This window comes from Pseudomonas sp. RW407, from assembly GCF_003176655.1.
Classification (GTDB): domain Bacteria; phylum Pseudomonadota; class Gammaproteobacteria; order Pseudomonadales; family Pseudomonadaceae; genus Pseudomonas; species Pseudomonas delhiensis.
The window spans coordinates 563,867-588,813 of sequence record NZ_QGSL01000029.1 but is presented as its reverse complement, the minus strand read 5'-3'; the positions used below and the strand labels follow the sequence as shown (position 1 = coordinate 588,813).

At 69.4% G+C, this 24,947-nt stretch carries 9 protein-coding genes; 2 read left to right on the top strand and 7 right to left on the bottom strand.

Annotated elements, in window-relative coordinates; translation table 11 throughout:
- Positions 1 to 225: 225 nt before the first annotated feature.
- Genes DK254_RS03520 through DK254_RS03500 form a run of 5 tightly spaced genes read right to left on the bottom strand, consistent with a single transcriptional unit; the run spans position 226 to position 17,402 of the window.
- A complete protein-coding gene (locus tag DK254_RS03520) occupies positions 226 to 2,325 on the bottom strand; it encodes an HlyD family efflux transporter periplasmic adaptor subunit (RefSeq protein WP_256595792.1) in 2,100 nt (699 codons plus the stop codon).
- Positions 2,325 to 3,665, bottom strand: coding sequence for an efflux RND transporter periplasmic adaptor subunit (locus DK254_RS03515; RefSeq protein WP_109932250.1), 1,341 nt, complete (start codon positions 3,663 to 3,665; stop codon positions 2,325 to 2,327). Before DK254_RS03515 ends, DK254_RS03520 begins: the two co-directional genes overlap by 1 nt.
- A 6-nt stretch (positions 3,666 to 3,671) precedes the next feature.
- The gene (locus tag DK254_RS03510) at positions 3,672 to 4,457 is read right to left on the bottom strand and encodes an efflux RND transporter periplasmic adaptor subunit (protein ID WP_109932248.1); all 786 of its coding nucleotides are present in this window, start codon (positions 4,455 to 4,457) and stop codon (positions 3,672 to 3,674) included.
- Positions 4,441 to 6,012, bottom strand: coding sequence for a TolC family protein (locus DK254_RS03505; protein WP_109932246.1), 1,572 nt, complete (start codon positions 6,010 to 6,012; stop codon positions 4,441 to 4,443). Before DK254_RS03505 ends, DK254_RS03510 begins: the two co-directional genes overlap by 17 nt.
- 44 nt (positions 6,013 to 6,056) lie before the next feature.
- Entirely contained in the window at positions 6,057 to 17,402 is an 11,346-nt protein-coding gene (locus DK254_RS03500) for a VCBS domain-containing protein (protein ID WP_109932244.1), read from the bottom strand.
- A 514-nt stretch (positions 17,403 to 17,916) separates the two neighbouring features.
- Between DK254_RS03500 and lapG the strand changes: the two genes are divergently transcribed.
- Both lapG and lapD read left to right on the top strand, forming a co-directional pair.
- Positions 17,917 to 18,561 (top strand): cysteine protease LapG, encoded by a 645-nt coding sequence (lapG, locus tag DK254_RS03495; RefSeq protein WP_244161006.1) that lies wholly within the window; start codon positions 17,917 to 17,919, stop codon positions 18,559 to 18,561.
- Positions 18,562 to 18,571: 10 nt separating this feature from the next.
- On the top strand, positions 18,572 to 20,524 hold the full coding sequence (gene lapD / locus DK254_RS03490) for a cyclic di-GMP receptor LapD (RefSeq protein WP_109932242.1): 1,953 nt from the start codon (positions 18,572 to 18,574) through the stop codon (positions 20,522 to 20,524).
- Positions 20,525 to 21,072: 548 nt separating this feature from the next.
- Here the strand turns inward: lapD and DK254_RS03485 are convergent.
- Both DK254_RS03485 and DK254_RS03480 read right to left on the bottom strand, forming a co-directional pair.
- Positions 21,073 to 21,405, bottom strand: coding sequence for a tryptophan synthase subunit beta (locus DK254_RS03485; protein ID WP_109932240.1), 333 nt, complete (start codon positions 21,403 to 21,405; stop codon positions 21,073 to 21,075).
- Positions 21,406 to 21,467: 62 nt separating this feature from the next.
- On the bottom strand, positions 21,468 to 24,947 hold a 3,480-nt coding region (locus tag DK254_RS03480; protein WP_218281393.1), incomplete at its 5' end, for a tandem-95 repeat protein.

Below are 24,947 nucleotides of genomic sequence, written 5' to 3'. Positions count from 1 at the left end.
AGCCCGGCTCCATCGGGCCCGTATGTCGGGGCAAGCCTTCTTGGTTACTTCTTTGGCGTTTGAAAGAAGTGACTCGCCCGAGGGGGCGAAACGAGAGATATCAACGCACTCGGAGCGGCGCGCTACACCAATCCCCAATCCACTGGTTTCCCGTGTTCGCGGGAATGACGATGGGGAGATAGGAGCACAGTGTCCCCCCTCGCTCCTGCGAGAAGCGAAAGCGGCTCAGAACCCGCTTTCGCGCATGAAGACCGCCGCCAGGTGCATCAGGCCGTCGGCCAGCAGGCTGCGGCGCTGGCCTTCGATCTGCAGGTGGCCGCGGGTCTCGTGGAGGTTCGGCGGGGCTTCGTCGAGCTGCACCAGCACGTGGAACAGCGGGCTGCTGGGCACCAGCTGGTCGCCGTGGGGCTGCACCGCCAGGGGGCCGCCGTGGCGGGAGGCCAGGGCCGGCTGGCCGAGTTGGCCGATGCGCGTGGTGCCTATCTGCAGGACCTTGCCGGGGATCGCCCGGGGCACGCCTTCGGGGTAGAAGCGCACCGGGCTGCCTTCGCCCAGGCGCTGGATCTCGTCGGGGCCGACGTAGGCGTCCACCTGCCAGCTGCGTGGGTCGATGAGCACGCCCAGGGGCTCGCGGGTGCCGATCCACTGGCCGCCGTGCCAGTCCGGGTTGAGGTCCAGCCACTGGCCGGCGAAGGGCGCCTGCAGGTTCAGCCGGGCGATTTCCGAGCGGGCGGCGCGGGCTTCCTGGAACTGCACGCCGTAGCGCTGGCGGGTGGCGGCTTCCTCGGCCAGGCCCGCGGGGTCGGCCAGCAGGCCGGCCAGGCGGGCGCGGTAGCCCTGCATGCTGGCCTCGTTGCCGGCCAGGCGCAGGGTGATGTCCGGCTGGTCGAGCACCACCAGGGTCTGCCCGGCCTGCACCTGGCCGGCCTTGCGCACTTCCTGCAGCAGGGCCGGGAAGGGTGCGTAGAGGCGCACCTGGTGCTCGGCGCGGGCCAGGCCCACGGCGTGGATCTGGCTGCGCCAGGGGATGGCCACCAGCAGCAGGATGGCCGCCAGCAGCAGGAGGAAAAGATGGCGGCGGCCGCGGCGCACTTCGCCGCGGTGCTGCCACCAGTGTTTCAGTTCGCGCCAGATCGGCCGCACGATGAACCAGGAGATTTCCACGGCGAACAGAAAGATCCCGAGCAGTTTGAAGAAGAACAGGTAGACGGTCACTGCGATGCCGAGGAACAGCACCAGGCGGTACACCCAGGTGACCATGGCGAAGGCCACCAGCAGGCGCCGCTGGCGCGCCGGGAAGGCTTCCGGCCAGGCTTCCTCCAGGCCCAGCAGGTTGCGCCGCAGGGTGACCTTGGCCAGGGCCGTGGCGCGCTCGTGCAGGTTGGGGAAGTCGAGCAGGTCGGAGAGGATGAAGTAGCCGTCGAAGCGCATGAAGGGGCTGGCGTTCAGCGCCAGGGACAGCGCCCAGCTGGTGGTGGCCAGGTACAGCAGGGCGTTGCGCAGCGGGCCCGGGTCACTCAGCGCCCAGCCCAGGGTGGCGAGCCCGGCCAGGCCCAGCTCGGTGAGGATGCCGGCGCTGGCGATGGCCAGGCGTTGCCGCGAGCTGCGCAGCTTCCAGCTTTCGCCGGTGTCGGTGTAGAGCATCGGCCACATCACCACGAAGGCGATGCCCATGTGCGCCACCTTCAGCCCCAGGCGCGTGGCCACCAGGGCGTGGCCCAGCTCGTGGAGGGTCTTGGCCACCACCAGGGCCAGGGCGAAGCTGAGCAGGCCCTCGGTGGAGAAGGATTCCACCACGTCGTGGCGGAAGCTGTCCCACTGGTGCGCCACCAGGACGATGCCGAGCAGGCCCAGGCCCACCACCAGCACGCCGGTGAGGGGGTGGAACAGCCAGCCCAGGGCGCCGGCCAGGCGCCGCAGGTGGCGCTGCGGGTGCAGCAGCGGGATGCGGAAGAACAGGTAGTGGTGCAGCCACCACTTCCAGGTCAGCCACTGGTTGCCCTCGCTGGCCTCGCGCAGGCGCTCCAGGGCCTGGGCGCCGGGGCGCACCAGCTGGTGGCGCTCGAGGAACGCGCGAAAGCCCAGCACCTGCTCGGCGTCGGGCTTGAGCGCGGTCTGCTCGGCGATCTCCTCGGCGATGCGCCGCGGCGTCTGCTCCCAGCGCAGCAGGCATTCGAACTCCAGCCAGCCGATGCGGAAGAAGCGGTTGGTGACGTTGTCGTGGATCACCCAGGCCGGCTCGCCGTCGCTGTTGGTGCCGGCCTCGGCGATGTCGAGGTCGTCGCGCAGCGGCGGCGTGGGCAGGTCTTCGAGGGCGGCGTCCATCACCAGCCGGTCCAGGCGCGGGCGGCGGCCAGGGGCCGGCGCAGCAGGTAGTAGCCCAGCGGCACGCGCTCGCCGTAGAGCTTGGCGGTGCCGTGCAGGCCCAGGCGGGCGTGCTGCGGGGCGCCCTCGACGCTGGCCAGCAGGCGGTAGGAGGCCACGCCGTCCTCGCCGGGGCGCGCCTCGTAGCTGGTCTCGAGGATTTCGCCGTGCAGCGGCGACAGCGGGTAGGCGGTGAGGAACAGGGTGACCGGCGCGCCGCTGTCCAGGGCGATGGCGTCGGCCACCGGCAGCTGGATGCGCATGCCCGGCTGGCTGGGGTCGGCGACCTGGAGGATGCGCTCGCCGGTGACCACCGGCTTGCCCAGCCAGTCGTTGGGGTCGCTGTACACCGCCACCCCCGCGCGCGGCGAGAGCACCGTGGTGCGCGCCAGTTGCGCCTGCACCGCGGCCAGCTCGGCGCGGCGCTGCCGCGCGGTGCCGTTGAGCACCGCCAGCTCGCCCTTGCTCTGCGGGTTGTCGAAGGCCCGCTGGCTGGCGGCCAGCAGCTCGGCGTCGGCCACCGCGACTTCCTTGGCCAGCACTTCGGCGCGGCTGCGCAGGGTGGTCTCGTCGAGGGCGAACAGCGGGGTGCCGACCGTGACGCTCTGGTTCGGCCGCACCAGCATGCGGGCGATCACCCCGTCGATCGGCGAGCTGATCACCTGGGCATTGCGCGACACCACTTCGGCCGGGGCCAGCGCGGTCTGCCGCACCGGCACCAGCAGCATCACCGCCAGCACCACCGCGGCGAGCAGCAGCTGGCGCTTGCCGGGGCGCCAGAAACGCAGCGAGCGCGGCTTGCCGAAGGCGGCCCAGCAGTGCGCCCAGGTCTGGAAAACGCCCTGCAGCAGGCTCTCCACCGAGGGTGCCGGGGCTTCGTCGAGGAGGAACACCAGCAGCCCCAGGCGCTGGCCGTGGCGGTCATGCAGGGGGATGACCCAGAGCCCGCCGGGCCACCATTCGGCCCAGCCTTCGGCGATGTCCTCGGGCACCTCCAGGGCCTCGCGGGGCAGCCAGCGCGGCGCGGCGTCCTGCACCTGGCCGCTCAGCCAGCGCCCGGCGCGGCGCAGCCAGACCAGGTAGGGCGAGTCCTCGGTGGGCCGCGCCAGGCCCGAGATGCACAGCAGCTCCAGCTGCTGGCCGTGCTGGGCCAGCACCAGCGCCTGGTGGAAGCGCAGCAGGGCGTAGAGGTCGTTGGCCATGGAGAAGGCCAGGGCGTTCAGCGACTCCGCGGCCAGGGCGCGGTCGCGCAGGTTGGCCAGGCTCAGCAGCAGCTGGGGTGGCGGGAACATCTCGCTCATGGCCGCTCACTCTTGCGCATCGGGGAAGCGCGCGGTACCGCTCATCCCCGCGATCAGTTCAGGATAGGCCGCATCCAGGCGCGCCTCCAGCTCGACGGTCTGGGCCACGGCGTCGACCCGCGCGTTGATGGCGCTGACCTTGGCCGGGTAGCGCTTGCCGGTCTCGTGGATCTCCACCTCCACGGGCATGCCCGGCTTCAGCCGCGGCAGCAGGGTAGAGGGCACGTTCAGGCGCACCTTGAGGGCGCCGTCGCTGACCAGGTCGAACAGCGGCGCGCCGGCCTGCACGGTCTGGTACGGCTTGACGTAGACCTTGGCCACGCGCCCGGCGAAGGGCGCCTGGATCTGGCAGTAGCCGGCCTGGGCGCGGGCCAGGGTGAGGGCGCCCTCGGCCTTGCTCACCTCGGTGGTGGCCATGGCCACTTCCAGTTCGCCGGCGGCGTCGAGCTTCTGCAGGTTGCGCTTGGCCGCCAGGTTCTGCCGGGCCATGCCCAGCTCGGCGCTGGCGACCTTGGCGCGGGCCTGCACCTCTACGCATTCGAGCTGGGCCAGCAGGGCCTGCTTGGCGACCTTCTGGCCAAGGCTGGCCTTGAGCTCGCCGAGGGTGCCGTTCATCTGGCTGGACAGGGTGGTCTCCAGGTCCGACACCAGCAGCACGCGGATGGCGTTGGGTTCGTCGCCGGCGGCCGGCGGCGGGAGGGCGGGGTCGCCGTCGGCGGCGAACGCCGACGGCAGCAGGGCGAGGAACAGGCAGGGCAGGAACGACAGGTACGGCTTACGGCTGTGCGGCATTGGCGCTTCCTTCGTTGCTGCTGGAGAGGGTGCTGTTGCCCGTGCCGTTGCTGGCGGTCAGCAGGTTGCTGCCGGTCTCCTGCTCCAGGGTGCGCTGGATTTCCCGGGCCAGGGTCTTCACGTCGTGGTTTTCCACCTTGTCCGGCAGCACCGAGAAGCCCACCGAGTTGTACAGCCGGCCCCAGGCGGCCTGGGCGTCGGAGTAGGCGGCCTCGCGCTGGTAGCGCGAGAGCAGGTAGCGGCCCTCGGCGCGGATCAGCTCGAGCTCCGTGCCCAGGGCGGCGCTGCGGGCCTTCTGGGCGTAGTCCAGCAGGCTCTTGTCGACGCGCAGGCTGTCGTCGGCGAACTCCACCTCCTGGCGCGCCAGCTGGTAGCGCAACAGGCCGACGCGGACCTGGGTGAGGATGGCCATGGACAGCGCGGTGCGGCGCATGTCGTCGGTCTTGGCCTGGGTTTGCTGGGCGGTCTTCAGCGCCGGGTACTGCAGCAGGCGCAGCAGGTTGATGGAGACCTGCACGCCGGTCTCGTTCCAGTGGTTGTTGTACAGGTACTTGTTGGAGTCGTACTGGTAGCCGTAGTTGACGCTGACGTTGGGCCACAGCTGGGCCTTGGCGATCTTCAGGTCGTTCTCGTCGACGCGCTTGCGGTACCACTCCTCCATGATCTCCGGGCGGTGCTGCAGCGACAGCTGCTCCAGCTTCTCGACGTTGCCGGTGACCATGGGCAGCGGCTGCTCGCGGGTGTCGGCCAGGACCATCTTCGAGTTCGGCGGCAGCGACATCAGCGCGGCCAGCTCGGCGCGGGCGAACTCCAGGTCCTGGCGGCGCACGGTGAGCATGTACACCGAGTCGAGCAGGGCGCGCTGGTAGGCGAGGATGTCCTGGCGCGGCAGCAGGCCCTGGTTCTCGGCCTCGCGGGCGGCGGTCAGGGCGCGGTGGGTGCGCATCAGCAGGTTGTCCACCTCCGGCAGCAGGCGCTGGGCGCCCAGGGCCCGCCAGTAGGCGTTGCGCACGTCCTGCAGGACGTTCTGGGCGACGCGCTCGCGGCGTTCCTCGGCCATGAGGATCTGGTCGGCCTTCTGCTGGGTGCGGTAGTAGGCCACGCCGAAGTCCAGCAGGCTCCAGGACAGGCCCAGGCTGTCGATGTCGCGGTAGCGCTCCTCGGAGGTGGACGGGCGCAGGGAGACCTGACGGTCCTGGATGCCGATGGAGGTGCCGCCGGAGTCGTTGTTGCGCCCGGCGTAGCCGGCCGAGGCCACCAGGCGCGGCAGCATCTCGTGGGCGGTGACGTCGCGCAGGTCGGCGGCCAGGGCGCTTTCCAGCAGCTTCAGGCGGTAGTCGAGGTTGTATTTGAGGGCCCGCGCGGCGGCCTCGTAGAAGGTGATGGGGGCGGTCACCGCTTCCTGCTCGCGGTACATGCGCGCCTGGTCGTCGATGACGCGCTGGCGCATTTCCTGTTCGTCGTAGGGTTTGGACTCCATCAGCGAGGAGCAGGCGGCGAGCGCAGTGCTGACGGCGATGATGGCACTCAAGGCCTTGAGGCGATGTCCCGGCATAAGCGTTCCTTGATCCATGCGTGGTTTTCTCTGTCGGTCCTGATTCAGTTGGCGCTGCCCCGGCGTTGCGCGGCCTGGCGTAGCTGCTCGCGGAAGCCGCGGGCGGTCTGCGCGGGCTTCTCGGCCGGCACCAGGTCGCTGGCGCGCGGCGCCCACAGCGAAGGCTCGCTGAGCAGGCCGTCGGCGCTGAGGTTGGCCCGGCCGTGGCGGCCGAGTATCCAGGCCATTTCCTGCTCGCTGGCCTTGCGGCTTTCGGCTACTGCCTGGGCCACGTACTGGCCGGGCACCAGGCCAAGGCCCGCGCCGACCGACTGCGACTCGACCTCGGGTGTGAGGAAGAGGTCGGCGCGGTTGCCATCCACGTGCCACATGGATTGCATGAGGCGCTGTTCGATGCGCTCGACCTCCGGCAGCACGAAGATCGCCGGCTGCAGGTCGAGGTTGACGGGCGTCGGCGCGCGGTCGCCGGAGCGCCCGCCGAAGTAGGGGCCGGCCGGTGGCTGGATGTACGGCGAGGCGATGTCCAGGGTGATGGTCAGCTGGGCCTGGTCGGTGGCGCCGGCGAGGTCGGCGACGGTGTAGGTGAAGATGTCCTGCAGCACCTGGCCCAGGCCGGCGGCGGCGAGCACCTCGGGGTTGGTCATGTCGATGCTGTAGGTGTAGCTGCCGTCGGCATTGAGGGTCAGGAAGCCGTAGCGCCCGGCGAGCACCTGGCCGATGGCGCCGGCGCTGCCGCTGCCGTTTTCCGCGCCGGTGCGCACGCCGACCACGGTGAGGGCGTCGCCGCCGTCGACGTCGCTGTCGTTGGGCAGCACGTTGCCGCTGGCCTGGGGCGCCACCACCTGGTCGCTGGCGACGTTGCCGTCGTCGCGCGCCACCGGGTTGTCGTCGGCGCCCTGGATGACCACGGTCAGGCGCGCATCGGAAGTGGCACCGGCGGTGTCGCGCATGCGGTAGGTGAAGACCTCGCGCAGCGTCTGGCCTGCGGTGCGCAGGGCCTGGACCACGGGGTCGGCGTTGTTCACCTCGTAGCGGTAGCTGCCGTCGGCGTTGAGCAGCAGGGTGCCGTAGCGGCCCTGCAGCACGCTGCCGGCATTCGCCGCGGCGCCGGTTTCGCTGCTCACCGTGAGTACCTGGCGCGTCTCGCCGTTGGCCACGCCGTCGACGTCCTGGTCGTTGTCCAGCACGTTGCCGGTGGGGTTCACGCCCGGGGTGCCGTTGTTCACCCCGCCGGCCTCCACGGCGATGGCGCTGTCGTCCCGGGCGATGGGGGTGTCGTTGGCGCCGTGGATGACGATCACCAGCTGGGTGCTGCTGGTGGTGAACCAGCGGTCGGCGATGGTGTAGGTGAACACGTCGGACAATGTCTGGCCGGCGATGCGCAGGGCCTGCACCTCGGGGTTGGCGTTGTCCACCCGGTAGCTCCAGCTGCCGTCGGCGTTGAGCGTGAGGGTGCCATAGCGGCCCGGCAGCGGCACACCCACCAGGCCGTCGGGCGGGGTGCCGGTGTCGGTGCCGGTGCGTACCTCGGTGACGGTCAGCGGGTCGTTCTCCAGGTCGGTGTCGTTGCTCAGCACGTTGCCGCCGGGGTCCACGCCGGGGACGTTGTTGTTCAGGCCGCCGGCCTCGGTGGCGTCGCCGCTGTCGGGGTTGGCCACCGGTGGCGAGTTGAGGCCGAACACCACGATGTGCAGTTGCGCCAGGTCCACCAGGCCGCCGCCGTCGCGCACTTCGTAGGTGAAGTAGTCGCTGAGGGTTTCCAGCAGGCCCAGCTCTTGCACGGCCGGGTTGCTGTTGTCGACGTGGTAGGTGTAGGTGCCGTCGGCGCCGATGATCAGTTGCCCGTAGAGGCCGTTGACGATGGTGCCGTTGGCGTTGCTGGTGCCGGCGCTCACCGCCTGCAGGGTGCCGCCGGCGCTTTCCTGGCCGCTGCGGATGCCGCTGACGTTCTTGCTGTCGCCGGCGTCCACGTCGGTGTCGTTGTCCAGCACGTTGCCGCTGGGGTCGAAGCCGTCGCTGATGTCCGGCTTGGCGGCCAGGGCGAGGTCCAGGTCGTCGTTGGCCACCGGGGTGTCGTAGGCGCCGCGGATGGTGAGGGTGAGCTGGGCGATGTCGGTGGCCCCGGCGGTGTCGTGCATGCGGTAGCTGAAGGTTTCCACCAGCGTCTCGCCGGCCTTGAGCGCCTGTACCCGGGCGTCCTGGTTGTTCAGCACGTAGCTGAAGGCGCCGTTGGCGCCGAGGGTCAGCACGCCGTACTGGCCGGCGATCACCTGGCTGCCGTTGACCGCGGTGAAGGTGCCGTTGGCGGCCTCGGTGCCGGTGCGGATGCCGTCGACCGTCTTGCTGTCGCCGGCGTCCACGTCGGTGTCGTTGGTCAGCACGTTGCCGCTGGGGTTGCTGCCCGGGGTGCCGTTGTTCACCCCGCCAGCCTCGACGGCCTCGGCGCTGTCGTCCAGCGCTAGGGGGTTGTCGTCGCGACCCTGGATGGTGATGGTCAGGGTGGCGGTGGTGGTGGCGCCGGCCAGGTCGCGCAGGGTGTAGGTGAAGACTTCCTGCAGGGTGTCGCCGGCGGTGCGCAGGGCCTGCACCCGCGGGTCGGCGTTGTTCAGCACGTAGCTGAAGCTGCCGTCGGCGTTGAGCGTCAGGGTGCCGTAGGTGGCGGCGAAGGCGCTGCCCACGGTGCCGATGCTGACGCCCTGGCGGAAGCCGGCCACGCTGAGCACGTCGCCGGCGTCCACGTCGCTGTCGTTGCCCAGCACGTTGCCGCTGGGGTTGCTGCCGGGCGTGCCGTTGTTCAGGCCGCCGGCCTCGATGGCGGTGGCGCTGTCGTTCTGCGCCACCGGGGTGTCGTTGGCGCCGCTGATGGTGATGGTGAGGGTGGCCTGGTCGGTGGCCTGGGCGGTGTCGATCACCGTGTAGGTGAAGGTGTCGACCAACTGGTCGGCGCTGCTGCGCAGGGCCTGCACCCTTGGGTCGCTGTTGTCCAGGCGGTAGCGGTAGCTGCCGTCGGCGTTGAGCGTCAGCCAGCCGTACTGGCCGCGCAGCTCCACGCCCAGGCTGCCGGCGCTGCCGCTGCCGGACTCGGCGCCGGTGCGCACGGCGCTGACGCTGGTGGTCTCGCCGTTGGCCGGGGAGTCGACGTCGCTGTCGTTGCCCGGCCCGGCCGGGTCGGTGAGCAGCACGTTGCCGGTGGGGTCGACGCCCGGCTGGTTGTTGTTGATGCCGCCGGCCTCCACCGCGGCGGCGCTGTCGTCGCGGGCCACGGGGTTGTCGTTCTGGCCGTGGATGACGATCAGCAGGAAGGACGGCTCGGAGAAGCCGCCCTCGCCGTCGGTGAGGGTGTAGGTGAAGCCCTCGAACAGGCGGTCGGTGTCCAGCCGCAGCGCCTCGACGTCGGGGTTGGCGTTGTTCAGGGCGTAGCTGTAGGTGCCATCGACGTTGATGGTCAGGGTGCCGTAGGTGCCGTCGATGATGGTGGGGCCGGTGCTCGACAGCGGGGTGCCGTTCACCGTGGCCACGCTGATCGGGTCGCCATCCGGGTCGGTGGCGTTGAGGGTGATGTCGCCGCTGGGGTCGCTGCCGGGGGAGGTGTTGTTCACCCCGCCTTTTTCCACGGCGGTGGCCACCACCACCTGGGCTACCGGCGGGTCGTTCACCCCGCGGATGGTGATGACCAGTTGGGCGCGGTCGGTGAGGCCCTCGGTGTCGGTGATCTCGTAGGTGTAGATGACCTGGATGGTCTGCCCGGCGGGCAGGTTTCGGATGGTGATGTTGTCGCTGTTGACGTCGAAGGTGAAGGAACCGTCGGCGCCTATGGTGAGGGCGCCGAAGGAATCCGGGTCGGTGATCTGGGCGCCGTTCTGCTCGGCGTAGGTGGCCTGGATCACGGTGCCGTTGCTGGTGGAGGTGCTGTCCGCGGCCACCAGTGTCATGCCGGGGTTGGACAGCTCGGTGGCCGAGCTGATGCCGGTGACGTGCAGGTTGGTGTTGGGCCGGTCGACGCGGTCGACGTCGCTGTCCACGCCGTTGCCGCCGGGCTGGGTGGCTGGCCCCGGGCGGCTGGGGAAGAGGATGACGTTGCCGCTGGGGTTGCTTTCCAGCGTGGGGTCGTTGGTGGCAGCGGCCTGGGCCGAGGCCTGGTCATCGCTGGCCACCGGGTTGTCGTAGGCGCCGTTGAGGGTGATGCGCAGCTCGGCCAGGTCGCTCAGGCCACCGGCATCGGTGACGCGGTAGGTGAAGTATTCGAACAGCTGGTCGCCTGGCACCAGGCGCTGCACCGCGGTGTTGTCGTTGTCCACTACGTAGGTGTAGCTGCCGTCGGCGTTGATGGTCAGGGTGCCGTAGGTGCCGGCGATGACCGTCGGGGTGCCGTCGACGACGTCGGTGATGCCGCCGGAGGCCGACTCGCGCAGGTTGCGGATGCCGGTGACGGCCTTGGTCTCGCCGTTGGCCGGGCTGTCGACGTCGGTGTCGTTGGTCAGCACGTTGCCGCTGGGGTTCACGCCCCCGCTGCCGTTGTCCACCCCGCCGGCCTCCACCGCGGTGGCTTCGTCGTTGACGCCCACCGGGGTGTCGTTGGCACCGTGGATGGTGATGGTGATGGTCGAGGTGGCCGTGGCGCCGGCGATGTCGCTGATGGTGTAGGTGAAGGTTTCCGTCAGCGTCTGCCCGGACAGCCTGAGCGCCTGCACTGCCGGGTTGTTGTTGTCGACGATGTAGGTGGTGCCGCCGGCGGCGGAAATGACCAGCGTCCCGTAGGTGCCGCCGACCAGGGTGAAGGCGTTGGCCGGCACGCTCTGCTGGTTGCCGCCCTGGGGCCCGGCGCTGATCACCCGCAGCACGTCGTTGTTGGTGGCGATGTCGACGTCGGTGTCGTTGGTCAGCACGTTGCCGCTGGGGTTGCTGCCGGGGGTGCCGTTGTTGGTGCCGCCGGCCTCGATGGCGTCGGCCGTGTCGGGGTTGGCGACAGGCGCGTCGTTGACCGGGTCGACGATGATCTGCACCGTGTCGATGTCGACCAGGTCGTCCCCCGGCTGCCCGGGAATGCCATCGTTGTCGGCGTCGCCGAAGTTGCCCTGGTCATGGGTTTCCATGGTCAGGGTCTCGCCGTCGCGGAAGGTGTTGAAGTCCTGGTTGCCCTTGTAATAGACCTGCGACAGCAGCACGTTCAGCTGCTGCAGGGTGCCGGTGAGCACCAGGGTGTTGCTGGCGCCGCCGGGCGGCGTGGCGTTCGGCGCCGGCGTCGTGGCGCTCTGCCAGAGCACGCCGTGCTGCACCGTGAGGGTGATGCTGAGGATGCCGCTGCCGGCGTCGGAGTCGGCCACGGCCAGGCCGCCCAGGTGCAGCACCGTGTCTTCCTGGCCGTGCTGCCCGGCGAGGGTATTGATCGGTGCCTCGTTGATGTGCACGTAGCCGGCGTCGGCGGTGCCGCTGGCGCCTTCGCCCAGGGCGACGTTGACGCTGCCCAGGCCGCTGGCGCTGGTGCCGGTGTCGGTATCGATGCGCACGTGGAAGCGGTTGGTGGCGCTGAGCTGGAAGTTCTGCGGCACCACGATCAGGTAGTTGCCGGCCGGCAGCAGGGCGAACTCGTAGTGGCCGTTGGCGTCGGTGAGGGTGCTGAACACGCGGTCGTCGCCATTGCCGAAGATACCGTCGGCGCCGGCCCAGGTCAGCTGCACGGTCAGCCCGGCGAAGCCGGTGCCGTCGGGCGTGGTGCTGTTGTCCGCCGACGGGGTGTCGTCCCACAGGGTGCCCTGCACCAGGCCCAGGCCGGCGCCTTCGCTGAGCACGTAGTTGTTCAGCCCGGCCGTGCCGTCCTGGCCGGTGCGCTCGCCGTCGGCGCTGCCGCCGGTGCCGGGCAGCGAGCCACCCCAGCCGCCGGTCTCGAAGGCGGTCGGCAGGCTGGTCCAGGTCAGCACCGCGGCGCTGGCCGCGTTGTCCGGGACCACGGTGTTGGGCACGGTGACGGTGTAGATCACCTGCACCTTGTCGCCCACCGCCAGGCGGTCGAAGTCGATGGCGATGGCGCCGTTGGCGCTGACGCTGACCCCCGCCGGCAGGCTGGCCAGGTTCAGCGCCGTGCCGTTGATCAGGATGCTCTGCACCTGGTAGTTGCTGCCGTTGGGGAACTGGTCCTGCAGGTGCACGTTGTAGGCCGGTATCTCGCCGTTCTGGGTGAAGCTCACCGAGACCGTGGTGGTCGTGGTGCCGATGCCCGGCAGGATGTCGATGACCTGCTTGTCCAGGCCGGTGAAGCCCGGCTCCACCACGCGCTCGAAGAGGATGTCGCTCTTGCCGCGGTCGACGTCCTCGCCGGGCAGGCCGACGTGCTCGAAGGCCTGCACCCCGAGGCTGGCGCTGCTCTGGTTGCTGGCCACGTTGGTGACGCGCACGTTGAACTCCAGCACCACGCCTTCGATGTCGGCGTCGCTGGTCTCGGTGTTGGTCAGGTTGCCCAGGTTGAAGGTCGCCGTCTGGCTGCCGTCGGGGTTGGTCACGATGGTCACGCGGCTGCCGTCGAACAGGCCGCTGGGCACCACGCCGCTGAGGTCGGCGTTGAGCGGCTGGGCCACGGCGCTGTTCTGGTTGCCCTGCATCCAGATGCTGCCGCCGGTGACCAGGGTGGCGTCGCTGGACAGCCCGTTGAGGTTGCTCGACACCAGGGCGATGAGGATGTTGTTCAGGTCGGCCGGGATGAACTCCAGCCCGGCGGCCAGCTCGATGCGGATCTGGTAGTTGGGGTTGTCGCCGGTGGGCACCAGCACCGCCACGCGGTAGCGGATCACCTCGCCCACGGCCACCGTCTCGGTGATCCCGGAGGTGTCGGTTGCGCCGCTGCCGTTGGTGGGCGGCGGGGTGTCCTGCATGCCGCCGACGTGGGAGATGCGGATGCCGTTGCTGACCGGGAAGGGCAGGATGGAGTTCAGCCGGTAGTCGTTCAGGGTGCCGCCATCGAGCACGCCGTCGGCGCCGGTGCGTTCGCCGGCGTTGGCGCCGTCGAGGCTGGTCCACTGCACCTGGGCGACGTTGCTGAACACCGCCTGGCCGGCGGCGCTGGCGTTCACCGTGCCGCGCAGGTGCAGGACGATGCTGCCGCCCTTGGAAATGTCGATGTTGGCGCCGCTGGCGGTGACCAGCTGGCCACCCTGGATGACGAAGTCGACGCCGCCGTTGTTGGTGGCGCCCGAGTAGATGACACCGGTGATGGTCACGCCGTCCAGCTCGCTGGGCAGGGTGTCCAGCAGGCTGATGTCGAAGGCGGCATAGTCGTTGGCGCCACTGCCGTTGCGAATGGTGATGGTGAAGTCCACCACGTCGCCTTCGTCGAAGCCGCCGAAGTCGGGCGTGGTGTCGACGGTCTGGGTGACCTGCAGGGTGGGCTCGCGCAGGGTGACGGTCGGCGCGCCGCCGCTGAGGTCGACCTGGCGGTCCAGCGGCGTGGTGCCGTTGGGCGTGTCGCCGTCGGGGTCCTGGTAGTGCAGGTTGGCGCTGTTCTGCAGCGACTTGTTGGCCTGGTTGCCGATGACGTTGCTGGCCACCAGCTGCACGCGGATGACGAAGGTGTTGTTGCCGGTGTCGTTGTCCGCGCTGGTGGCGAAGGCGCTGAAGCTGAAGCGCGCGTCGACGCCGTCGGCGCCCAGGGTGCCGCCGACGCCGGCGATGCCGCTGATCACCACGTTGCCGGCGAAGTCCTGGGCCAGGCTGCCGCCGCTGCCCGCGGCGGTGAGGATCAGCTGGTAGCCCAGGCCGCCGTTGAAGCTGGTGTCCAGGCGCATGCCCGGCGGGATCAGGTCGTCGATGCTGAGGTTGCTGGTGCTGCCCTCGGGCAGGCGCACGACGATGTCGTAGAGCATGCTCTCGCCGACCACCAGGTTGCTGCCGGTGGTGTGGCTGGCGCTGGAGTCGCCGTCGTCCAGGCTGCCGCCGGCGAAGACCTTGCTGATCACCGGCGCGGCCACCTGCTGGTTGGCCAGCTCGGTGAGGTCGGCGCCGGGGAGGAAGTCGCTGCCGCCCTCGACGCTGGCGTAATGGGACAGGCTCGCCGTGCTCTGCAGGGTGCGGTTGGCGGCCACCGCGGTGTTGACGGTGACGTCGTAGGTGATGACGACGATGTTCTGCCCGCTGTTGTCGGCGGCGGTGCCGGCCCGCCCGGGCAGTAGCGTGGCCACGGCCCCGGCGTCGAGGAAGGTGATGGTGTTGCCCGAGACGCTGTAGTCCACGTTCAGCTGCAGCAGGGTGCCGTCGCCGCGGTAGATCTGCAGGTTGGCCGCGGCCAGGCTGCCGCCGACGAAGGCCAGGTCCGGCGGCAGGGTGATGCTGGTGACCACGTCGAAGGCGCCGCCGCCGCCGCTGTTCTCGATGGCGGTGGCCAGGCGCAGGGTGTCGCCGGCGTCGATGCCGCTGACGTCGCCGTTGATCGCCGCAAGGTCGGTGACGTTGCCGCTGAAGGGCTTGCCGCCGGTACCCGGCGCGGTCCAGGTGCCGCTGGTGCCGGTGACCGTGCCGTTGCTGCTGGAGACCACGCCGTGCTTGATGTCCAGCACCGGCTCGGCGATGGACACCACTTCCTCGACGTCCGAGGACAGCAGCGGGGTCTGGTCGATGGTGGTGGTCTGGCTGGACTGCGCCAGCACGTCCAGCGAGCGCTGGTCGGCGAAGGGCTGGTCGCCGACGCGCAGGGTGAAGGTGACGACGATCTTGCCGCCGGCGATCTGGCTGATCTGGTAGTCGCCGAAGTCGAACACGATGGAGTTGCCGGGGCCGACGGACACCGTGACCGCCCGCCCCGGGTCGCTGTCGCCGGCGCCGAAGTTCCACTGGTTGACGCCATTGCCCTGGACCAGGGTGCCGAGGCTGCTCACGTCCAGCAGCGGCAGCGGCAGGTAGGCGGTGAGCTGGAAGTTCTCGTAGTCGCCGGTGACCAGGTCATAGGACAGCTGGAAGGTCACCAGGTCGCCCGGGCGCAGCTCGCCGGAGGCCGGCGGGGTGCCGCCGTTGACCTGGATGATGTCGATGTCCACCTGGCTGGTGGCGATGGTGCTGCTGGTGCTGGAGCCGTCGCTCTGGTCGCCGCCGATGTTGATGACGTCCTCGAGCACGGTGGCGGTGACGGTGGCGTTGTTGCCGAAGCTGTCGCCTTCGTTGATCTCGCTCTGCGGGTAGGTCGAGGTGTAGGCCTGGTTGATGAAGACGTTGTAGCTGATCACCGCCGTGGTGGCAGCTGTCTGGACGTTGTCGAAGGCCAGGTCGCCGAACAGCGCGCCGAGCAGCTCCGAGGCCTGGCGCAGCGACTCGCCGATGTCGATGACGATGGTGGTGGTGCCGTCGGCGTTGGCGGTGGCGGTGTAGATCAGGTTGATGGTGCCGGTGGCGCCGTTCTGGCTGACGGCCATGGTCAGCGGGCCGGTCAGCGTCTGGCCGTCGGCGAGGGTGTCGGTGATGGTGAACTGGCCTTCGCGGAGGATGTTCTCGCCGAAGGCGAAGTAGTCCGACAGGGCCACGTTGAGCACGTAGCGCAGGGTGTCGCCCGGGCTCAGGCCGGTGGTGCCGACGTCGGTCTGCAGCACCGCCTGCTTCTGCAGGGTGATGGCCTTGGCGACGAACTCGCCGCCGGTGCCGTCGCCGGTGGCGCTGAAGTCCACGTCGGTGGCCGGTGGCGTCAGGTCGCGCGGGTCCAGCGGCGTCCACTTGCCGCTGGCGCTGGGGGCACCGAAGTCGATGGTCACCGGGTTGCCGGTGGCGGGGTCGAGCACGGCGTTGCCGTCGGCGCCCACTTCCGGCACGTAGAAGGTGACGGTGGAGGTGGTCGGTGCGCTCAGGGTCGCGTAGGTGATGCTGTAGGAGGTGATGAAGATGCTGTCGCTGGCGATGGCCGCGGCGATCGCCGCCGGGTTGGTCAGCACCGTGCCGTCGAGCAGGGTGATGGAGGTCAGGGTGCCGCCGGCGCCGGGGGTGATGGCGGTGACCTGGACGTCGCCCGGCACGCTCTGGGTAATGACCACGTTGTGCAGCGTCTGGCCGCTGGCCGGGGTGACGGTGACCGTCTGGTTGTGGGTGAAGTTGGGGCCGGTGGCGGTCTCGCCCTCGGTCATGTCGATGCTCTGGGTGAGGTCGACCAGGGTCGGGTGGACCAGCAGCGGGTGCAGGGTGGCCTCCACCAGGCTGGGGTCGACCGTGGGGTTGTTCAGCGAGTCGTTGCCGTACTCGAAACCGCCGCGGGCGCTGATGGTCAGGTCCGGGTTGCCGCCGGTGAGGCTGGTGTCGGCCAGGTTGCTCAGCCGCGCGGTGATCTGCAGGGAGATGGTCGGCTGGTCCTGGGACACGCTGGCGTAGGGCACCTGCAGCACCACCATCTGGTCGCCCGGACGCATGCCGACGCTGGCGGCGGTGATCACCAGCGGGTTGCCGTCCGCGCCCTTGGCCAGCGGGTGGGTGGCGTTGCCGTTGGCGTCGAAGGTGACCACGAAGCTCTTCACCGTCTGCCCCAGGTAGGTGGCGCTGACGAAGCTGATGCCGTCGTCGCCGTCCTTGCCGGTGGCCGGCAGGAACAGGTCGACGTAGGGGGCATAGCCGACCTGGCTGGAGGCGTTGCTCAGGTCGACGGTGAAGGTGAACTGGTCGCCGATCAGCACGTCGCTGTCGGGCATGCCGATGCTCACCGTCGGCGCGGCGTCGGCCAGCAGGCCCTGGAAGCTGGCCAGGGTGCTGGCGGACAGGGCGATGCTCTTGTCCAGGTCGCCGTGGCGTACCTCCAGGTTCCAGTCGCCGCCGGCCGAGCCCGCCCCGGTGGCGTTGCTGGAGGCGCCGACGTCGGCGCCGGTCCATTGCGCCAGGCGGTCGACCAGGGCCTGGCCGGCGGAGCCCGCGCCCACGGCGCAGCCATAGAGCTGGATGTCCGCGCCGGCCTGCAGCTCGCCACGCCAGCCGCTCAGGGTGCTGCCGAACTGGTCGAGGTTGGCCGCGGTGAAGGTCTGGTTGCCCAGGGTGAACTGGCCGGAGGCGCCGTGGGAGAAGATCTGGATCGAGTCGACCTTGCCCAGCTGCGCCAGGGTGGCGCTGATGGCGGCCAGGGCGTCCTGGCCGGCGTCCACCACCAGGGTGGTGACGTTGGCGGCGAGGTTGGCGGTCAACTGCTCGCGGTTCTCCACCCGGCTGTCCAGCACCACCAGGGTGCGCGACTGGCCCGGGGCCTTGGCTGCTGCGGCCTGGGCGTCCGGGGTGCTGGGCGTGTGGCTGGCGTCAGCCTGGCCGGCCGGGTCGGTGTCGTGGTGTTGCTGGTCGGCGGCGGCGGATGCGGCGGCGCCATCGAAGAGGATCCTGGGCTCCAGCGCCAGGGCCTGGCCACGGGGACGGAAAGCGGCAGCCAGGTGGCTCGGTTTCGGCATGTCCATACGAATACCCACATCGGAAATCGTCAGCGATCGAAAACAACGCCCGGACTTCTAACGCGAGCATTTCCTGGCCCTTAGCCTAGTCAGGAATCGTGAAGTTGCTCAGATTTGTTACATCAATTCCTTAAGGAAGTTTCTGAGGTATATGCATTAGATGAATGAGTGCTTGCGGAAGTATTTCATGACCGAATGGTCATGTTGCTCCGCGGCCTCTAGGACGGGCTTTCCTGTCGGGCGGACAGGGCTTTGGAAGTTGCCTCGGCCTGACTGTTTTCATTTGGCGACAAGTATTGTCCGGGCTGTTACAGGTGCGGCTCGAACAGGCTCTTCAGGCATTGGCGCGAACGCTCCGGGGAACGGATGATTTCATATTGCCATTGCCTTTTCCCGCGCCAGCCCGCACCATGCGGCGCCGGCCCCCATGGGGCGCCGGATGGTCCGCTGGCAGGAAGTGACGATGTTGTCGAACGGGCGAATGGGGGGCTTGCGGCGGCGCTTGCCGTGGCTGGCCGCCATGGTCGTGAGCGGTACCTTCGCATGGCTCCCGGGGTGGCTTGCGGCGGATTGGGACTTCACCCTGATCGCCCGCCGCGCCGAGGCGCTGTATGGCCCCCTGGGGCCCGGCCGGGCACGCATCGAGGCCTGGCAGCGCATGCTGGCCGACGAGGCGGGGGCCGACGAGCAACAGCAACTGCGGGCGGTCAACGACTTCTTCAACCGCCAGTTGCGCTTCACCGACGACCTCGGCCTGTGGCACCAGGTGGACTACTGGGCCACGCCGGTGGAGGCCCTGTCCAAGGGGGCCGGCGATTGCGAGGACTTCGCCATCGCCAAGTACGTGAGCCTGCGCCACCTCGGCGTGCCGGCGCAGAAATTGCGCATCACCTACGTCAAGGCGCTGCGCCTGAACCAGGCGCACATGGTGCTGACCTACTACCCGCGGCCGCAAGCGGTGCCGCTGGTGCTGGACAATCTGATCGGCAGCATCCTGCCGGCCTCGCAGCGCGACGACCTGCAGCCGGTGTACGCCTTCAACGGCGAGGGGCTGTGGCTGGCCAACGCCGGCGCGGACAAGCAGGTGGGCGACAGCAAGCGGCTGTCGCGCTGGCAGGACCTGTTGCGGAAAATGGAGGCCGAGGGGTTCCCCTCGCGCGAGTAGCGGAGTCGAGATGTCCCTGTTCAAACAACTCCTGGTCGCCATCTGCCTGTTCCTGGTGGTGGCCTTCGGCGGCAGCTTCATGGTGGGCCTGGAAAGCTCCCGCGAGCAGTACGTCAACCAGCTGCGCTCCCACGCCCAGGACGCCGCCACGGCGCTGGGGCTGTCGCTCACCCCGCACATCGACGACCCGGCGATGGTCGAGCTGATGGTCAGCTCGATCTTCGACAGCGGCTACTTCGAGCGCATCCGCGTGGTCGACCTGGCCACCGGCAAGGTGATGGTGGAGCGCCAGGGCGTGCCGGACGCCGTGGCCTCGGGCGCGCCGCAGTGGTTCGTTGCGCTGATCGGCCTGCCCGCGGCCGGCGGCGACGCCGTGGTCAGCCGCGGCTGGACCCAGGCGGCGCGGGTGGAGGTGGTGAGCCACCCGATGTTCGCCATCGCCAAGCTCTGGCAGAGCGCCCTGGGCAGCCTCGGCTGGCTGCTGCTGTGCGGGGTGGCCAGCGCGCTGCTCGGCGCCTGGCTGCTGCGCCGCCAGTTGCGTCCGCTGGACTACATGGTGGCGCAGTCCCATGCCATCGCCCGCCGCGAATTCCTCAGCCTGCCGGAGCTGCCGCGCACCCCGGAGCTGCGCCGCGTGGTGCAGGCGATGAACCAGATGGTGGAGAAGCTCAAGGCGCTGTTCCAGGAGCAGGCCGAGCGCAGCGAGCGTCTGCGCGACGAGGCCTACCAGGACAGCCTGACCGGGCTGGGCAACCGGCGCTTCTTCGACCTGCAGCTGCAGGCACGGCTGAGCGCCGAGGACCAGGTCAGCAGCGGCTACCTGCTGTTGCTGCGGGTGCTCGACCTCGCCGGGCTCAACCAGCGCCTGGGCGGCCAGCGCACCGACGCCCTGCTCAAGGCGGTGGCCGAGCAGCTGCAGCGCGCCAGCCAGGGCCTGGGCGCCGGGCGCACCCTGGCGCGTACCCGTGGCGGCGAGTTCGCCCTGCTGGCGCCGGGGCTGCTGGAAGAGGAGGCCGAGCAACTGGCCACGCGCCTGGAAGGCATGCTCGCCAGCCTGGCCAGCACCGGCGCCAGCGACCAGCCGCGGGTCGCGGCCATCGGCCTGGTGCCGTTCCACCCCGGCGAAGCGCCGGCGAGCCTGATGCAGGGCGCCGACCAGGCCCTGGCCCAGGCCGAGCGCCAGCAGCACTGCGCCTGGGCGCGACTGGACGGCGAGCCGACGCCACTGGCCGATGCGCGCCACAGCTGGCACCAGCTGCTGGAGCGGGCGCTGCGCGAGAAGCGCTTCGAGCTGTACTTCCAGCCGGTGGTGGCCTGCGAGGACGCCGAGCTGGTACTGCACCACAAGGTGCTCTCGCGCCTGCCGGACGGGCAGGGCGGCAGCCTGGCGGCGGGGCGCTTCCTGCCCTGGCTGGAGCGCTTCGGCTGGTCGGCGCAGCTGGACCTGCTGATGCTCGACCTGACCCTGGCGCACCTGGCCGGCCACGACCAGGTGCTGGCGCTGAACCTCTCGGGCGCGCTGCTGCGCGACGAACGCGCCCTGGCCCGGGCCTTCGAACGCCTGCGCCAGCACCCGCAATACGGCGGCCGCCTGGTGCTGGAGCTGGAAGAAGACCAGCTGCCCGACCAGGCCGCCCTGGAGGCGCTGACCCGGCGCCTGCGCGAGCTGGGCTACGGCCTGGCGCTGCAGCACTTCGGCGGCCGCTTCAGCATGATCGGCAACCTGGCGCGCCTGGGCCTGGCCTACCTGAAGATCGACGGCAGCCACATCCGCGCCATCGACGTGGAGAACGACAAGCGCCTGTTCATCGAAGCCATGCAGCATGCGGCGCACAGCATCGACCTGCCGCTGATCGCCGAGCGCGTCGAGACCGAGGCGGAGTTCCGCGTGCTGCGGGGGATGGGCATCCAGGGCGTGCAGGGGCAGCTGTTCGGCGCGCCGAGGCCGTGGGGGAAGGGGTGAGCCCGGTGTTATGGCCGGCGGCGGATAACCGCGAACGGTTATGCGCCCTACGCGTACGTGTTTCCCGGCAACCTGTAGGAGCGGATCTTATCCGCGATTTCGCCGGCAAGGCCGGCGCCCAGGCCATCCTATGACATAGGCGTTGGGCTCAAGAGCGCCCTCATCCCAACCCTCTCCCGCAAGCGGGAGAGGGGGGCTGTCCTCTGCGGGAGGAAAGGCTGGCGTCATCCTCACACCTCCGTCATTCCCGCGACCCTCCGGCGCGATGCGGAACCACGAGGCTCCCGGGTTCCCCGTAGGGCGGATAACGCCTGCGGCGTTATCCGCCAAGTCGCGGACAAGGTCTCCACCCCACCACCGCTGTCCCACCTGTAGGAGCGCGCCCTGCGCGCGATTCGCGGGCAGGGCCCGCTCCTACAATGGGGCGAGATGGGAGACGCGAATTTTGATCCAGTCACTCCCGCGAACGACGGAGCCCAGAAGACAGTTGCTCCTACGGTTCCAGGACACATCGTCGTAGGAGCGGACTCCGTCCGCGATTTTGCGCGTCAGATCAACCCGCCATCCTCGTCCTCGTCGATCAGCCGGTGCAGGCCGCCCAGCGCCTCGCGTGCCTGGGTGCGGCTGAGCAGCTTGGAGCGCGCCGCCTCGGGCAGGTCGGTGATGCGGATGACGCCCTTGGCCATCAGCACCGAGATCAGGTCCTCCAGCACCCGGATCATCTCCAGGTCGCTCTGCTGCAGCTGGTGCAGGCTGGATTCGGCCTCGCGCCAGGCGCGCACTTCCTCGTCGCCGTCGGCCAGGCTGCCGCTCATGCCGGCGAAGGCGGCGCTTTCGACGCGTATCAGCCGGCCTTCGGCGTCACGCTGGATGTAAGGCATCGCCTCGTCTCCATCAGGGGGTGGGGTACGCGGCGGCGCCGGAGGGGCGCCGCCGCGCGGGCTCAGTGGTGCTCGGTCTTCACCAGCGGGTCGGCGCCGGCCACCAGCGACTTGATGATGTCCGCCGAGGTCGCCCCGTAGGTCTTGAGGTCGACGCCGGTGAGCTTGATGGTCACGTCGGTCGAGCTGTTCACCTGGCCGGTGGTGCTGATCTGCAGGGTCGAGGTCGCGGTGTCCACCTTCAGGTAGCTGAGGATGTCGTTGTGCGCGGCATCCGGCAGCAGGTCCACCAGGTCGATGCGGTCGCCATCGCCGGGCTTGAAGTCGGTGATGGTGTCGTTACCGGTATCGCCGGCGCGCCAGAGGAAGGTGTCGGCGCCTGTGCCGCCGGTCAGGGTGTCGTTGCCCTTGCCGCCGATCAGCAGGTCGTTGCCGGTACCACCGTCGAGGGTGTCGTTGCCCAGGCCGCCGTACAGGGTGTCGTTGCCACTGCCACCATTGAGGGTGCTGTTGCCCGCACCACCGTAGAGGATGTCGTGGCCGTCGCCGCCGTTGAGGGTGTCGGTGCTGCCGTAGCCGTGCATCAGGTCGTTGCCGGTGGTGCCGGAGAACGAGTTGGTGGTGGTCGAGGCGACAGTGATGCTCAGCGTCTGCGTGGCGCTGGCCGTGCTGCCGTCGGACTCGGTGGCGATGGCGGTGACGCCCAGGGTCAGGGTGCCGTTGTAGCCGCTGGCCGGCAGCAGCTGCAGGTCGTGCAGTTGCGCCTCGGTGAAGCTCCAGCTGCCGTCGGCGTTGTGGGTGCCGCTGGTGAAGGTGGCGTCGTTGGGCACGCCGGTGATCTTCACCGAGAGGCTTTCCGAGCCGTCGGTATCGCTCAGGGCGGCGTTGATGCCGACGTCGATCGGCGCGCCGTAGGTCTTGCCGCCCAGGGTGAAGGTGGGAGCACTGAGGCTCAGGCTTGAGTCCTTGTCGGCGTCGCCGCCGTTGAGCACCAGCCAGTCGAAGTGGTAGTCGCCGCTGCTGGTGGCGGTGTAGGTCTGTACGCCACTGCCGTTGACGCTGGCGCCGCGCTGCTCGGAGGAGGTCACCTGGATCAGTTGGCGGACACCGTCGGGGCCTGTGACCACCAGCGCGACTATGTCGTTGAAGCCGTTGCTGATCTCGCTGCTGGAGTTTTCACCGTTGGTGAAGGTCCAGGCGAAGCTGACCTGCGTGCCGGCCTTGAGCGAGTAATCCGAGCTGGTCAGCGAACCGTCGATGACGTTGACGTTGCCAGTATGGGTGAGGGCGCCGCTGGGTGGGTTCATGCCGTCCAGGGCCCCGGAGCTCAGGCCGGTCTCGGTCTCCAGGTTGGCCTGGCTGATCGCCTGGGTGGTGCTGATGCTGGTGGCGCCGGGGTTGAGGGCGAAGATGCTGCCGCTGTTGAGCAGCGGCACGTCGGCCACCGGCGTGACGCTGACCACCACAGTCGAGCTGGCGGTGCCACCGTGCCCATCGCTGATGGTGTAGCTGATGGTGTCGCTGCCGCTGAAGTTGGCCTTGGGCGTGTAGGTCAGGGTGCCGTCGCTGTTCAGCGTCACGCTGCCATTGGTGGCGGAGGCGCTGGTGACGCTCAGGGTGTCGCCGTCGACGTCGCTGTCGTTGGCCAGCACGTTGAGGGTGACGGGCTTGTCTTCCTGGGTCGAGGCGCTGTCGGCCTTGGCCACCGGCGCATCGTTCACCGCGTTGATGCCGACGGTCACGCTGGCGGTGGCGGTACCGCCGTGGCCGTCGCTGACGGTGTAGGTGAAGCTGCCGGTGCCGTTGACGTCCTTGGCCGGGGTGAAGACGACATTGCCGTTCTCCAGCTTCACCGTGCCGTTGACCGCGCCCTGCACGCTGAGGATGGACAGGCTGTCGCCGTCGACGTCGCTGTCGTTGCCCAGCAGGGTCTTGGCGGCGATGGTCAGGGCGGTGTCCTCGTTGGTCACGAGCTCGGCCAGCGGGTGGCTCAGGCTGCTGCCGCCGAGCACGCTGTAGCTGCCGCCAGCGGGGGCCAGCTCGACCTTCAGCTGGGCGTTGCCGCCCTGGTCCCAGTAGAGGATCTCGATCTGGTGGTTGCCGCCCTGGGCGATGGTGAAGCTGTCCGACACGCGGGCCGTCGGGCTCTGGTTGGCGTCGTACTTGAACACCTCCACGCCGTCGATGCGGATGCTGAAGCCGTCGTCCGCTGTCACCCTGAACGTGTAGTTACCGGCGGCGAGGTTGACCAGCCCGGTGAGCTGGACGATGGCGTCGGAGGTATTGGCCGGGTCGGTGCTGAGCGAGGTGGCGTCGCTGCCGAGGAACTTCTGCAACTGCTGGTCGCCGCCCAGGTCGCTGCTCACGCCGTTGCCGTAGTTGAGCGCCGTGGCGGTGAAGGTGGCGCTGGGGGCGGTCTTGGCGATGAAGGCGCTGATCATGCTCAGGCTGGTCAGGTTGCTGCCGTCGGTGCCTTCGCGGTAGCCCCAGTAGTTGCCCTGCAGGCCGCCGACCAGGTAGTTGTCGTTGACCGCCACGGGGTCGTCGTTGACCGGGGTGACGTTGACGGTGAGCTTGTTCGGCGTGCTGTCGAAGGCGCCGTTGCTGTCCTTCACCGAGAAGGTGAAGCTGGCATAGTTGTCGCCGTTGGCGTTGGCCGCCGGGGTGTACGCCAGCTTGCCCAGGTCGGCCGCGGCTATCACCTGGCCGGCGCTGACCGCCACGCCGTTGAGGGTCAGCTTGCCGGCGCCGGGCAGGCTGTCGATGCGCACGGCGCTGAGGGCGTCGTTGTGGTCGACATCCTGGAAGCCGAAGTCGGCGGCGCTGAAGCTGCGGCTGCTGTCCTCGTCCAGGGTGATGGTGGCGTCGGTGCCGGTGGGCGCGTCGTTGGCGCCGGTCACGGTGATGGTCACGGTGGCCGGGGCGCTGGTGGCGCCTTCGGTGTCCTTGGCGGTGTAGGTGAAACTGACCTGGCGGCTTTCGCTCGGGGCGAGGCTGTCGAAGTCGCTGCCCGGGTTGAACACGTAGGTGCCGTCGGCGTTGAAGGTCAGGTGGCCGTTGCCGGCGCCGGGCCCGCTGACCAGGGTGTAGCCGTTGGGGTTGACCGTGCTGTCGACGTCGCTGGCGGCCGGTACATGGTCGCTGAGCACGCTGTTTTCGCCGGTGGTCTTGCTGTCGTTGGCGGCGACCGGGGCGTCGTTCACCGGGGTGACGGTGAGGGTGACGGTGGACTCGGTGGTGCCGTTGTGGCCGTCGCTGACTACGACGGTGAAGCTGTCCGGGCCGTTGTAGTTCGCGCTCGGCGTGTAGGTGTACTGGCCGGTGCTCGGGTCGAGCACCAGGGTGCCGTGCTTCGGTTCTCCACCTGATTTCAGGGTATAGGTGAGGGCGTCGCCATCGACATCGCTGGCCACGACCTGGCCGGAGACCGGGGTGTCTTCAGCGGTGGTCTTGCTGTCATCGCTGGTCACCGGATCATCGTTCACTGAGGTGACGGTGAGGGTGACGGTAGATTCGGTGGTGCCGTTGTGACCGTCATCGAC